Annotated in this window: 11 protein-coding genes; 2 read left to right on the top strand and 9 right to left on the bottom strand. The window is 66.1% G+C overall.

Annotated elements, in window-relative coordinates:
• Positions 1–14 precede the first annotated feature (14 nt).
• Positions 15–797 (top strand): TSUP family transporter, encoded by a 783-nt coding sequence (locus tag UB43_RS03255; RefSeq protein WP_045208357.1) that lies wholly within the window; start codon positions 15–17, stop codon positions 795–797.
• 24 nt (positions 798–821) lie between these two features.
• Here UB43_RS03255 and nudC read toward each other — a convergent pair whose 3' ends face one another.
• The 9 genes from nudC to UB43_RS03300 all read right to left on the bottom strand — a co-directional run bounded on the left by nudC (position 822) and on the right by UB43_RS03300 (position 12839).
• Positions 822–1661, bottom strand: a complete 840-nt coding sequence (gene nudC / locus UB43_RS03260) for an NAD(+) diphosphatase (RefSeq protein WP_045208360.1) — start codon at positions 1659–1661, stop codon at positions 822–824.
• Positions 1661–3334: a hypothetical protein gene (locus UB43_RS03265; protein WP_045208361.1), complete on the bottom strand. Its 1674-nt coding sequence runs from the start codon at positions 3332–3334 to the stop codon at positions 1661–1663. The genes nudC and UB43_RS03265 overlap by 1 nt, the downstream gene beginning before the upstream one ends.
• 42 nt (positions 3335–3376) lie before the next feature.
• On the bottom strand, positions 3377–4189 hold the full coding sequence (locus UB43_RS03270; RefSeq protein WP_045208362.1) for a crotonase/enoyl-CoA hydratase family protein: 813 nt from the start codon (positions 4187–4189) through the stop codon (positions 3377–3379).
• A 238-nt stretch (positions 4190–4427) separates the two neighbouring features.
• Entirely contained in the window at positions 4428–5771 is a 1344-nt protein-coding gene (locus UB43_RS03275) for an amino acid permease (protein WP_045208363.1), read from the bottom strand.
• A gap of 192 nt (positions 5772–5963) precedes the next feature.
• Complete coding sequence (locus tag UB43_RS03280) at positions 5964–8150, bottom strand: bifunctional diguanylate cyclase/phosphodiesterase (RefSeq protein WP_045208364.1); 2187 nt, start codon at positions 8148–8150, stop codon at positions 5964–5966.
• Positions 8151–8256: 106 nt separating this feature from the next.
• Positions 8257–10509, bottom strand: coding sequence for an arginine/lysine/ornithine decarboxylase (locus UB43_RS03285; RefSeq protein ID WP_045208366.1), 2253 nt, complete (start codon positions 10507–10509; stop codon positions 8257–8259).
• A 309-nt stretch (positions 10510–10818) separates the two neighbouring features.
• Positions 10819–11556, bottom strand: coding sequence for a DNA polymerase III subunit epsilon (gene dnaQ / locus UB43_RS03290; RefSeq protein WP_045208368.1), 738 nt, complete (start codon positions 11554–11556; stop codon positions 10819–10821).
• A 72-nt stretch (positions 11557–11628) separates the two neighbouring features.
• Positions 11629–12072: a ribonuclease HI gene (gene rnhA, locus UB43_RS03295; protein ID WP_045208371.1), complete on the bottom strand. Its 444-nt coding sequence runs from the start codon at positions 12070–12072 to the stop codon at positions 11629–11631.
• Between the two features lie 11 nt (positions 12073–12083).
• Entirely contained in the window at positions 12084–12839 is a 756-nt protein-coding gene (locus UB43_RS03300) for a class I SAM-dependent methyltransferase (RefSeq protein ID WP_156160343.1), read from the bottom strand.
• An 89-nt stretch (positions 12840–12928) separates the two neighbouring features.
• On the opposite strand from UB43_RS03300, the gene gloB reads away from it, so the two are divergent.
• Positions 12929–13723 (top strand): hydroxyacylglutathione hydrolase, encoded by a 795-nt coding sequence (gene gloB, locus UB43_RS03305; protein WP_045208375.1) that lies wholly within the window; start codon positions 12929–12931, stop codon positions 13721–13723.
• Positions 13724–13759 lie beyond the last annotated feature (36 nt).

The raw sequence follows: 13759 nt of genomic DNA on the forward strand, positions 1-13759 counted from the left end.
TCAAGGCCAACCCCATGCCCTTCGAACTCGTCGTAGACCCGACCACCCTCGTCATTCTCGCCGGCGTTGCCTTCCTGGCCGGCTTCATCGACGCCATCGCCGGCGGCGGTGGCCTGCTGACCATCCCCGCTTTGCTCACTGCCGGCGTCCCGCCACACCTGGCGCTGGGCACCAACAAGCTCAGCTCGACCTTCGGCGCCGCCGTGGCCAGCTACACCTTCTACCGCCGCAAACTGTTCCAGCCGCGCCAGTGGCGCAAAGGGCTGATCGCCACCGCAATCGGCGCAGCGCTCGGCGCCTGGGCCGCGCACCTGATGCCGGCGGAATGGCTGAACCGCATGCTGCCGGTGGTGGTATTCGGTTGCGGCCTGTACCTGCTGTTCGGCAAGACGCCCGAGGCGCCGCTGGACGCCAACCCGCGCATCGCCCAGGGTCGCCAGTGGCCGCAGGGCCTCGGCCTGGGCTTCTACGATGGCGTGGCCGGCCCCGGCACTGGAGCCTTCTGGACCGTCAGCACCCTGCTGATGTACCCGCTCGACCTGGTTCGCGCCAGCGGCGTGGCGCGCAGCATGAACTTCGTCAGCAACGTCGTCGCGCTGGCGGTGTTCATCGCCTCGGGTCAGGTGGTGTGGCTGATGGGCCTGTGCATGGGCAGTTCGCTGATGATCGGCGCCTACTTCGGCGCACGCACGGCGATTGGCGGCGGCGCCAAGTTCATCCGTCCGGTATTCATCCTGGTGGTACTCGCCTTGACCGTGCGCCTGGCCTGGCAGCACTGGTTCACCGCCGCGGCCTGAGGAAGGCCGGAGCGGCGCCTGGACTCAGGCGCCGCCGGGCAGGACGGGATCGGGACGGCCGGCGCGGCGCGCCAGGTAGACCTCGATCAGGTAGCGGGCAATGGAGCGCTCGGCCGGCAGGCGCGGCAGCTCGTCGACATGGAACCAGCGGGCATCCTCGATCTCGTCCGGCTGCATGACGATCTCGCCGCTGACGTACTCGGCGTGGTAGCCGAACATCAGCGAATGCGGGAACGGCCAGGGCTGGCTGCCCATGTAGCGGATATTGCCGATCTCGACGCCCACCTCTTCGCGCACTTCGCGAGCGACGCAGTGCTCCACCGACTCGCCCGGCTCGACGAAGCCGGCCAGGGTGCTGTACATCCCCGGCACGAAGCGCGGCGAACGGGCCAGCAACACCTCATCGCCACGGGTCACCAGCACGATCATGCTCGGCGACAGCAGCGGGTAGCGCTGGATGCCGCAGCTTTCACACTGCATGGCGCGGTCGCGGGGCATACGCTGATTGGGCTGGCCGCAGCTGCCGCAGAAGCGGTTCTGCCGCCACCAGATGCCGATCTGGCTGGCGAAGCCGAGCATGGCGAAGATGTCTTCCTCGGCCTGCATCATGAACTGGCGCAGGCCGATCCAGCTGGCGCCCTCCAGCGGATCGGTACGATCGACTTCCAGCAGGTACACCGGCTCGCCATCGAACTGGCCGACGGCGTGCTCGGACAGCACGGAAAGGTCCTGGCGCTTGAGCCAGTCACGGGGGAACAGCACGCCGTTGCTGTCGGCAAGGAACTGCTGCTGGCAATGGGCGAGCGCCCAGCCACCATTCGTAGCCACCTCGAACATCGAGGATTGCCAACGCCCGGTACGCATCAGGCAGCCACCGTCAGGCCCAGGGCCTTGACGCTCTCGCTGGCGACGTCCAGGACGTCGGGTTGGCCTTCAGGCCGCATCATGGCTCCACCCTCCAGGTAATACTCCAGGCCGGTCAGCGCATCCGCCAGGGTTTCCAGCATCTGCTCGGACGGCATCTGGGTCGTCTCGATCATCTGCCCCTGAATGTAATCGGCACAGGCGCCCACGAGCAATGCCGCGCGCTCCTGACCGAGGAACCACAAGCCACCACGCACCGCCTGCAGACTGATCGGCACGTTGGCCAGGTGCAGCTTGTCGCCATTGGATTCCAGGTACGCGGTGATCGCGCGCTTGGCCAGCGCCAGGCCCGCCTGGGCCTCGTCGATCACCACGATGCGCGCTTCGGCGAGCTGGTGCACGGCGAAGGAGTCGTCCTCGCCCATCGGCGCCGGACGCGCGCTCATGCGCTCGCCCCGCTCCAGGTTGCCGACCATGCTCTCGACGTACAGCAGCGCGTCGGCCAGGGAGTTCAACGCGGCCGGATCGTCCACCGCCCCCTTGGCGACCCAGCCGGCAACGACGCCGTGCTGGTGCTGCAACGAGGTGGAGGCAGAGTTCAGGCCGACCATGCCCAGGGTCTTGGCCAGCTTGCCCAACTGGGTGTGCAGGATGCCCAGCGCATCGGCCTGGGATACACCGCGCTCGATCAGGTCGAGCTGGTCCTTCACCGCCGTGAGCTCCTCGCGGATCGCCACCGACAGCGAGCGCATCACCGACTGGCCGGGGCCGGACAGTCGCTGCGACTCGTCTTCGAGCAGGTGATCGGTGAACGGCAGCGGCGCCAGGCCGAACACCTGGCGCAGCTCGGTGGCGCGCACGCCGCTGGTGTCAGCCAGCGTAGTGAGGTACAGCAGCTCCTTGAGCAGCTGGCGCGGCGCTTCGTATTGCGGATTGGCGATCAGTTGCTTCAGCTCGCGATCCAGGCGCGAGAACACCTGCTTGCGCGTCTTGCGCGGCAGCATCTGCGCATCCACCAGCGACTCCAGCGCGCCAGCGCCGACCCAGCACAGGCGGGTCCGCGCGGCACTGCCCAGCAGCAAGTCGAGCTTGCCCAGCGCGCGCCCCATGAGCTTGAGGCTGGGGTAGAGATTCTGTTCGCGGATCAGCCCCACCAGGCCGACCTGGTACATCTGCCGCAGGCGGCGGACTTCGCGCGCCGGGTCTTCCACCTGCGGCGCGGTGACCGCGCGCAGCGGGCGCGGCAGGTCCAGGCGCGCGCTGAAGAAGAAGCTCTCCGGTAGCGCGGGCTGGCCGGCAGCCTGGCGCACGTCGTTGATCGCCGGCAGCAGCAGCTCGGGGATTTCCTGACGGTGCGCTTCGAGGTTTTCCAGGTAGCGGCGCAGCACATAGAGCGCGTTGCCGAGCGCCGCCAGTTGGCCGTCGCGGTCTTCAGTGACCCCGGTGGGAATGTCGGTGGCCAGGTCCAGCGCTTCCTGCGCCAGCAGCTCGGCGCCGGCCAGCTCGATGAGATTCAGCGTGCCGCGAATCTGGCTCAGGCAATCGACGGAATGTTGCAGCAGGCTGCCGTTCTGACGCTCGGCGATGAAGTGCTCGAGATTCTGCTCGGCCTCCTCCATCGTCGCGAACAGCTCGTCGCGGACCAGACTGAGGGACGTGGCTCCAGTAACCATCGGCCTAGTGCGCCTCCTGCGCGCAAGAAGAGTGGACGGACATCAATCGGCGAACTCGGGGGTCTTCTTGCTCATGTGCGCCATCATGGCGGCCTGCAGGTCAGCGGACTGCAGCATGGCGGCGTTCCAGGTGGCGATGTATTCCAGGCCGTCCTCGACACGGTGGTCGCGGGCGTAGCCGATCATTTCCTTGGTGCCGCGGATAGCGATCGGCGACTTGGCGGCTATCTGTCGGGCAAGCTCCATCACGCCGTCCTGCAGTGCGGAATGGTCGGCATAGACGCTGTTGACCAGGCCAATGCGCTGCGCCTCCTCGGCGTTGACGTTACGCCCGGTGTAGGCCAGCTCACGCATGATGCCATCGCCGATCAGGCGCGGCAGGCGTTGCAGGGTGCCGACGTCGGCCGCCATGCCCATGTCGATTTCCTTGATGGAGAACTGCGCGTCCGCGCTGCAGTAGCGCATGTCGCAAGCGGAGATCAGGTCGATGCCGCCGCCGATGCAGTAGCCCTGGATCGCCGCGAGGACCGGCTTGCTGCACTTGTCCACGGCGCTGAAGGAGCCCTGCAGCTGCAGGATGGTCTTGCGCAGGGCGCGGGCGTTGCGGCCGACGTCCTTGCCCAGGTGGCTGGCGGCCTGGGCCAGCAGGGCGAGGTCTATGCCGGCGGAGAAGTGCTTGCCGGCGCCGCTGAGGACGACGACGCGGACTTCATCCGTTTCATCGGCCCACTGGAAGATATCGATGATTTCCTTCCAGAAATCAGCGTTCATCGCGTTGAGTTTTTCCGGACGGTTGATCTGCACATGGGCGATCTTGTCCGCCAGTTCAACGCGGAAGGCTTTGTATTCGGTCACGGGAGATGTCCTCGGGAATGCCCTGCTTCTCGTCTGGGTGCGGCGCTCTGCCGCTGGAGCCCGGGCCAACAGTTCTTATGGGTGTCGCATACAGATTTTTGGCATCGCGCCACTATAACAAGGCAAGACCAAAAGTCGATGCCGCGGTCTGTGACACAGGCCACGGCATCGGTCGTGAATCCGCTCGCAATTCGCTCACCCACTGCTTGATCTGGCAGGAAGGCGGCCACCGCGGCAATCAGTCGCCAGCGGCCATCGGCAGCCCCTGCGCGCGGTTGCGGTACTGGCGCCAGGTGTACATCGGGATACCCGCCATGAACACCAGGAAGCCCCAGAAGATCGCCTGCTGGCCCGTGCCGTAGAGCGCCCACAGCGAGTAGAGGAAGCCCAGGCACCCAATCGCCAGCACCTGCGGGCGCGAACGCGGCGAGAAGGACTCCGGCTTCACCGCCAGCATCTGGATCAGCGCGGCGGTGCAGAAGGCGTAGGGCACGACACCGGTCATGGTGCCGAGCAGGATGATGACGTTGAACACCTCCACCAGCTCGCCATGGCCATCGACCATCACCAATGCCGTCACCAGCAGCCCGGAGGACAGCAGGCCGTTGGCCGGCGCGCCGTTCTTGTTGAGCTTGCCCAGGGATTCGGGGAACAGCCCGTCACGGGCCGGCGCCACCGGGATCTGGCCCTGCAGCAGCACCCAGCCGTTGAGCGCGCCCAGGCAGGCGATCACCGCGCCGCCAGCCACCAGGTAATAGCCCCAGGTGCCCAGCAGGATGCGCGCGGCATCGGCGAACGGCGAGGTGGACTTGGCCAGCACTTCCGGCGGCATCAGGCCCTGCACGGCAGTGATCGACAGGATGTACACCGCAGCGGCCGCCAGGGTGCCGAACAGCGTGGCGCGGGGAATGGTCTTCTTCGGGTCGCGTACATCGTCTGCCGGCACGGTGGCCGACTCCAATCCGATGAAGGACCAGAGCGTCAGCGCCGCCGTGGTGGCGATCGCCTGGGCGTAGCCCATGTTCGGCAGTTCGCTGGGCGCCGGGATGGTCAGGTAGTCGGGGTTGAAGTGGAACCAGCCCAGAATCCCCACCAGCAGCAGCGGGATCAGCTTGAGCGCGGTCAGGCAGTTCTGCACCACGGCGAAGGCGGTGATGCCGCGCAGGTTGATCAGGGTGCACAACCAGATGGCGCCAATGGCCGTGGCGACCATCAGCAGCGGGTCGGCCAGCGCCGGGATGAACACCCGCAGGTAGCCCACCAGCGTGACGGCAATGGCCGCGTTGCCGATCCAGGCGGCTTTCCAGTAGGTCCAGGCACAGAGGTAGCCGGCGAAGCTGCCGAAGCCGTCACGGGTATAGGCGTATGGACCGCCAGCTCCGGGGTTGAGCCGCGCCAGCCGGGCGAAGGTGAAAGCCAGGATCACCGCCCCGGTGCTCGACACCAGCCAGCCGAACAGGCTGAGCCCACCGAACGCCGCCAGGCTCGACGGCAGCAGGAATACCCCAGACCCGACCATGTTGCCGACCACCAGCGCAGTGCAGCTCCAGAATCCCATGCTGCCCTTTTTCGCTTCCGCCATCTGCGCTCCTTAGAAGCCTGCGACCTGTACTTTTCATTTTGTTGCCCTGCCCCTTGCGAAGACGCAGAGCAGCGATCTGTCCTACAGGGTAGACAGCGCCGGGCAAAGGAGGAAACCGATTTGCGAGGCGACACCGTCCGTTTCGAACGGTTTCGCCCCGCGCGGTCAATGTCGCTGCAGAAAATCCGTCGCTCAGGCCCGGCCGACCTGGCGCCCGCCAAGGCCGTACAGCTGCTCGAACTGCAGCGCAGGCATCGGCTTGGCGAACAGGTAGCCCTGCCCTTCATTGCAGCGTTCGGCACGCAGGCGGTCGCGCTGCGCGGTGGTCTCGATGCCTTCGGCGATGGTTTCCAGGTCGAAACTGCGGGCCATGTCGAGGATCGCGCGGATCACCGAGAGGTCCTGCTGGGTCTCCAGCATGCCGATGACGAAGGTGCGGTCGATCTTGATGCGGCTCAGCGGGTAGGTCTTGAGCAGGCTGAGGGAGGCGTAGCCGGTGCCGAAATCGTCGAAGGCGATGCCGACCCCATAGGAGCGCAGGCTCTGCAGCGTGCTGAGCACGCTGTCGTCGTGGTTGAGCACGATGTTCTCGGTGATTTCCAGTTCCAGCGCCTCCGCCGGCAGGCCGTGCCGTTCCAGCGCCTCCAGCACCTGGGTGACCAGGTTGCCCATGCGGAACTGCGCGCCGAACAGGTTGACGCCCATGCGCAGGTCCGGCGCACCGTTGCGCCGCCAGTAGGCTGCCTGGGCGCAGGCCTCATCGAGTATCCAGGCCCCGACGATGGCCGCCAGCGGCCCGCCTTCCAGCGACGGCAGGAAGGCCGCCGGCGACAGCAGGCCGCGCTGCGGATGCTGCCAGCGGATCAGCGCCTCGGCGCCGCGCAGCGAGCCATCGCGCAGGCTCACTTGCGGCTGGTAGAAGAGCAGGAACTCGCCGTTGGCCACAGCTCGGTGCAGCTCCATGCCATAGAGGTGCCGCGCCGCCGCTTCCATCTTCAGTGCCGGAACGAACACGAAGGCGTGGCTGCGCCCGCTGATCTTCGCCTTGAACAGGGCCAGGTCGGCATCGCCCACCAGCTCCAGCGCTTCCTGGGCGTGCAAGGGAGCCAGCGCCACCCCGCAGCTGGCGGCCACCCGAACCTCATGGGCATCGATGACGATGGGCTCGGCGATGCTGGCGATCACGGCCTGGGCCAGGCGCATGGCATGCTCCGGCGAGAGCAGGTTGGGCTCGAGGATGGCGAATTCGTCCCCGCCGATTCGCGCTACCGTGGCGCCCGACGTAGCCAGCCGGTCCAGTCGTTCGGCCACCTGCCGCAGGATGCCGTCACCCACCGCATGGCCCAGGGAATCGTTGACGTCCTTGAAGCCGTCCAGGTCGATCATCAGCACCGCCGCCGGCCGCGACTGCACCAGCACTTCCTCGGTGCGCCGGTAGAACTGGCCGCGATTGGCCAGCCCGGTGAGCACGTCGACGCTGGCCAACTGGCGCAGCGCTTCTTCCTCCAGGTGACGGGCGGTGAGGTCCTTGAGCACAGCCTCGAACTTGAGCTTGCCCCGCTCCGACCAGCTGAACAGGGTCAGGCCCAGGGACAGTTCCGAGCCATCCTTGCGCAAGCCGGCGATTTCTCCCGGTACGGCCATGCCGTCCAGGGAGGTGGCATCGCTGGCCCCGCTGATCAGACTGCGGAAGGACTGGCGGCTGCGCTCGGGCAACAGCAGCTCAAAAGCCTGCCCGCTGCCCTCGGCGAGGTCATAGCCGAACAGGTTGGCGGCGGCCTCGTTCCAGGCGCCGATCTCACCCCAGCAGTCGAACCACACGACTGGCGTCGGCGAGGTGCCGGCGTACTCTTCGAACAATGGCCGGGTACGTGCCGATGCCACCTCGATGCGCCGGAGCTCCAGGCGGTCGGAGGCCATTCGCGCCAGCTCCTTCAAGCGCTCGCAGTCGTCGCTGGAAAAATCGTCGTGGGGCTGGCTATCGATGATGCACAGTGCACCCAGCGCCTGCCCCTCCACCGATAGCAGCGGCACCCCGGCATAGAAGCGCACGCCATTGGGCGAGGTCACCAGGGGGTTGTCGTGGAAGCGCTCGTCGCGGCTGGCGTCGCCTACCACCATCACGCCGTCCTGGGCGATGGCATGGGCGCAGAAGGATACGTCGCGGCCCATGTCCACTTCGCCGATGCCGGTGGCGGCAGCGAAGAACACATGGTCACTGCCGATCATGTTCACCGCCGCAACCGGCATGCCGAACATGCGTACGGCGATCTGCACCACCGGGTCCAGGCTCGGCAGCAGGTTTTCGTCGTCGAATCCATAGTCGGAGAGCGCGCTCAGCCGCTCGCTCTCGTTCGGCAACGTCACGGGACAGCGCATGGGGGAAACCTCCCTTTTTCCTCAATTTCTCCCTTTACCGATGCGCACAAGGATAGTTCCACTTTTCATACAGTGATGTATGTCACTGCTGTCAGGAGCCGGACGGTCACTTGCAGCACTCCACGGTGTAGCGCTTCTCGCCGTCTACCTCGCGCACCTGCAGGCCATGGACGTCGGAATCGAAGCCGGGGAAGTTGCGCTCGAAACTCTGGGCGAAGGCCAGGTAATCGAGTATGGAGCGGGTGGATTCGGTGAACCGTTCGCCCGGCATGATCAGCGGGATGCCTGGCGGATATGGCACCAGCATCACGGCGGCGATACGCCCTTCCAGCCGATCGATAGGCACCGCCTCGACCTCCCCGCGCACCAGTTGCGCGTAAGCGTCCGCCGGGCGCATGGCGATTTCCGGTAGCACCGTGTACATGCGCTTCATCGCCTTGGCCGTGGCGTGGTCGCGGTAGCAGCGGTGCAGTTCGTCGCACAGGTCGCGCAGGCCCATGCCCGCATAACGCGGGCCGCCGGCCTGGGCGACGCTGGGCAGCGCGTCCGCCAACGGCTGGTTGGCGTCGTAGCTGCGCTTGAACTCCAGCAACTCGGTGACCAGGGTGCTCCACTTGCCCTTGGTCACGCCCATGGAGAACAGCACGAGGAAGGAGTACAACCCGGTCTTCTCCACCACCAGCCCACGCTCCCAGAGGAAGCGGCTGACGACCGCGGCAGGAATCCCGCGCGAGTCCAGGCGTCCACCGGCGGTGAGCCCCGGCGTGGCCAGGGTGACCTTGATCGGGTCGAGCAGCACGTAGTCTTCCACCGCATCGCCGAAGCCGTGCCAGTCGGCGTTGGGCTCCAGCACCCAGTCACGGGTCTTCACCTCGTCGGTGCCCTCCACACCCGGTGGCTGCCAGACGCAGAACCACCAGTCGTCCTCGGCGAGGTTCTGCTGCACGTTGGCCAGGGCACGGCGGAAGCTCAGGGCTTCGTCGAAGGTCTCCTGGATCAGCGAGCGCCCCGCCGGGCCTTCCATCATCGCCGAGGCCACGTCCAGCGAGGCGATGATGCCGTACTGCGGCGAAGTGGAGATGTGCATCATGAAGGCTTCGTTGAAGCGCGCCTGCTCGAAGCGCCGCGCGCCGGCATCCTGCACGTGGATCATCGAGGCCTGGCTGAAGGCCGCGAGCATCTTGTGCGTGGAGTGGGTGGTAAACACCAGCGGGCCGCTGTCGTCGCGGCTGGTGCCCATGCCGTAACGCCCGGCGTAGAACTCGTGGAAGGCCGCGTAGGCGTACCAGGCTTCGTCGAAATGCAGCACCTCGACACTGTCGCCCAACGCTTGCTTGATCATCTGCGCGTTGTAGCAGAGACCGTCATAAGTGGAGTTGGTCACCACCGCCAGCCTTACCTTGGGCTCGCGGCCGCGCGCCAGGGGGCTGGCTTCGATCTTCGCGGCGATGGATTCGCGGCTGAACTCGGACAGCGGGATCGGCCCGATGATGCCCAGCTCGTTGCGCTCCGGCGTCAGGTACAGCGGGATGGCGCCGGTCATGATGATCGAATGGAGGATCGACTTGTGGCAGTTGCGATCCACCAGCACCAGGTCGTCGCGACAGACCATGGAGTGCCAGACGATCTTGTTCGCCGTGGACGTGCCGTTGATCACGAAGAAGGTATGGTCGGCGCCGAAATTGCGCGCCGCGCGGGCTTCCGCCTCGGCCAGCGGGCCGGTGTGATCGAGCAGCGAGCCCAGCTCGGGCACCGAGACGGAGAGGTCCGAACGCAGGGTGTTCTCCCCGAAGAACTGGTGGAACGCCTGCCCTACCGGGCTCTTGCGATAAGCCACGCCGCCGCCATGGCCGGGCGTGTGCCAGGAATAGTTGGACTGCGCGGTGTGCTCCACCAGTGCGCGGAAGAACGGCGGCAGCAGGCCTTCGAGATACTTGCGCGCGGCGCGGCTGACCTGGCGGGCGAGGAAGGGAACGGTATCTTCGAACAGGTAGAGAATGCCGCGCAGTTGGTGCAGGTCGGCCATGGACTCGGCCGGCGCGTTCTCGATGGTCATCTGCTCGCCGAGCGCGAAGATCGGCAGTTGCGGCGCGCGCACCCGCGCCATGCGAATCAGCTCCACCACGTCCTGCAGGAGGCGCTGGTTCTCCCCTGCCCCCTCGGCGGCGACCAGGATGCAGGCGAGGCCGTGGTGGGTCGAGGCGACGATGCGCCCCTCGGCGGAGCTGGCGGTGGAAAGGATGCTGAAGCCGTCCTGCTCCAGCTCCCGCGCGATATCCCTCACCCGGTCGCCGGCCACGGTGTCGGCCTTGATGTCGCGGTGAACGATGAGGATGGGGAATTTCAGATCTTTGTACATTGTGAACCCCTGAATGGACGTACGACTGGCGTCGATCCCTTTCAGAGTATGGACCCACGGAATGTAAGGGAATGCACCCGGCTGAGCGCTGTAATAAAACGTCGCGTGGCTGACAGGACTCCCCGTGCTGAGCGCTTTGTTCTTGCTCTTTGGGACTTCAAGAGAAACTTCCGCACAGGATCAACATCCGAGCAGGGAACGGCGCCGGCCCTGCCGACGGATCGCGGGCATGGCCCGCTCCTGCAGCGGTAATCGCGGCGCAATGAAAAAGGCCGCCCGACGGCGGCCTTTTTCAGACAGCGCGGAGAATCACTCCTTCGGCGCTTCCATCTGCGCCCACAGCGACGGGCCGCCAGCAGACTTCTCGATCACCGCCAGGCGCGCCACATGCGCCTCGATCTCCGCATCGGTGGCGCGGATCACCCGGGTCAACCCACGCTCCGCCGCCAGGCGACGGATCGCCGAAGCAGTGGCGCGGCCGCTGCCATCACCTTCGGCACCGTTGCCAGCCAGCGACAGGCTGGTCTGGCCACCGGTCATCGCCAGGTAGACGTCGGCGAGAATCTCGGCATCGAGCAATGCGCCGTGCAGGTCACGGCCGGAGTTGTCGACGCCATAACGCTTGCACAGGGCATCGAGGTTGTTGCGCTGGCCCGGATGGCGCTCGCGGGCCATCAGCAGGGTGTCGAGGATGCCGCAGTAGTCAGCGACGTCCGCGCGCTCGGTCTGCCCCAGCAGGGCGAACTCGTTGTTGATGAAGCCGACGTCGAACGCCGCGTTGTGGATGATCAGCTGAGCACCCTTGATGAACTCGAAGAAGTCATCCGCCACTTCGCGGAAGCGCGGCATGTCCTTGACGTATTCATTGGTGATGCCGTGGACCGCAATGGCGCCTTCGTCGATCTCGCGATCGGGCTGCAGGTAGACATGGAAGTGCCGGCCGGTCAGGCGGCGACCGTCAAGTTCGACGCAACCGATCTCGATGATCCGGTGGCCGTCGGTGACCGGCATACCGGTCGTTTCAGTATCGAGTACGACGCTGCGCATTCTGTGTGAAACCTTCTTGCGATTGATGCGCCCGGATGGCTCCGGGCGACCTTGATCCTGATAACGGGACGCTTAGCGCGGCAGCTCGCTCACGCCACGGTTGGCCAGCATGTCCGCGCGCTCGTTGCCGGGGTGGCCGGTGTGGCCGCGCACCCAGCGCCATTCGACATTATGCCGGTTCACCTGCTCGTCCAGCGCCTGCCACAGGTCGGCATTCTTCACCGGCTGCTTGGCGGCGGTCTTCCAGCCACGTTTCTTCCAGTTGACCATCCACTCGGTGATGCCCTGCATGACGTACTGCGAGTCAGTGACGATGCGCACCTCGCAATGCCGCTTGAGCGCGGCCAGGGCCATGATCGCGGCCATCAGTTCCATGCGGTTGTTGGTGGTTTCGGCCTCGCCGCCCCACAGCTCGCGCTCGGCGCCCTTGTAGAACAGCACGGCGCCCCAGCCACCCGGGCCGGGGTTGCCCTTGCAGGCGCCGTCGGTGTAGATCTCGACTTTCTCTTCGCTCATTTGGCTCGCTTTCAGGACTCGGAATCGCGGCGGCTGACCTTGGCCACCGGCAGCGGCACCAGTTGGCCGCGCGGCTCGCGACGGGGCTGGCGCAGGGGCCGCAGACCGACCACCAGCTTGCGCGCCACCAATAGATAGAAGCCGGCGCCGGAACCCTGCAGGACGGGTCCCCAGGTCTCCATGCGGGCCAGACGGCCCTGCCATTTCGCCGATGCAAGCGGCGGACGATAACACCCGAAGCGGCGTTTCTCCAGCGCGAAGCCCAGCAGGTTGAGCCAGTCGCAAACCCGGTTCGGCGAGATGCAGCGAGCGCGGCGCAAGGCGTCGCGGGCGAAGTAGTGGCGAATGCCCCAGGCGCTCCAGGGGTTCACCCCGACCACCAGCAAGTGCCCGCCCGGGCGCACACTGCGCGCGGCTTCGCGCAGCAGACGGTGCGGCGACAGGCAGAAATCCAGGCCATGGTGCAGCAGCACCACATCGGCAGCATGTTCGCCCAGCGGCCAGGCGGCCTCGTCGCAGGCGATCTCCACGCCGGGCAACGGTGGCCCGAGGCGCACGCCACGCTGGATATTGCCGACGCTCGCCGGCAGTTGCGCATGCGGCCCGTAATGCACCAGGTAGCCGCCGAAATAGCGCTCCAGCTCGTCGATCAGCAATTGCTGTTCTTCGGCGAGCATCATTCCGCCGATCGGCCCGGACAGCCAGTCGCGGGCCTGGTCGATCAGTTCGAGCCAGTCGGCATCGGCCTGGGCGAAGGGTTCTTCGATCATCACTACCCCCTGTGGGACAGCGCGACACAAAAGTGCGTATCCGCACTACTATGCGCCAATGCCCACCACTTGGCGACTTTCCACCCATGATACAGATAGATGCCCTGCCCGCCTTTTCCGACAACTACCTCTGGCTGTTGCAGGATGTGACCCGCCGCGAATGCGCGGTGGTCGATCCGGGTGACGCCGCGCCGGTCGAGCAATGGCTTCAGGCTCATCCCGGCTGGAAGCTGACCGACATCATCATCACCCACCACCATGCCGACCACGTCGGTGGTGTCGCCCGCCTCAAGGCGGAAACCGGCGCCCGCGTACTGGGTCCGGCCGGGGAAAAAATTCCGGGGCGCTATGTGGCGCTGGAAGACGGCGACCGTATCGAAGTACTCGGCCTCGCGTTCGAAGTCATCCATGTCCCCGGCCACACTCTCGGGCATATCGCCTATTTCCACTCGACAGGCAGCCATGACGACGCAGAGCAGCCCTTGCTGTTCTGCGGCGACACCCTGTTCGCCGCCGGATGCGGCCGCCTGTTCGAGGGCACGCCAGCACAGATGCATGCATCGCTGAGCCGGCTGGCTGCCCTGCCCGGCGACACCGCCGTGTACTGCACCCACGAGTACACCCTGAGCAACCTGCGCTTCGCCTGTGCAGTCGAACCGGAGAATCCCGAGGTCCTGGCGCGCTTCGAGGAAGTCAGCCGCTGGCGCGAACAGGGGAAGATCAGTCTTCCTTCTTCCATTGCCCTAGAACGCGCGACGAATCCTTTCCTTCGCGTGTCGGAAACATCCGTTAAGAAAGTCGCCGACGAGCGGAGCGGCCAGCAAATCCGCACGCCGGAAGAGGTCTTTGCGACCATTCGCCGCTGGAAGGATCAGTTCTGAAGGCTGGCGAAATCTTGACCAGGGCAGGCCCGGTTT

The sequence above is a fragment of the Pseudomonas sp. 21 genome (assembly GCF_000955805.1).
Taxonomy (GTDB): Bacteria; Pseudomonadota; Gammaproteobacteria; order Pseudomonadales; family Pseudomonadaceae; genus Pseudomonas.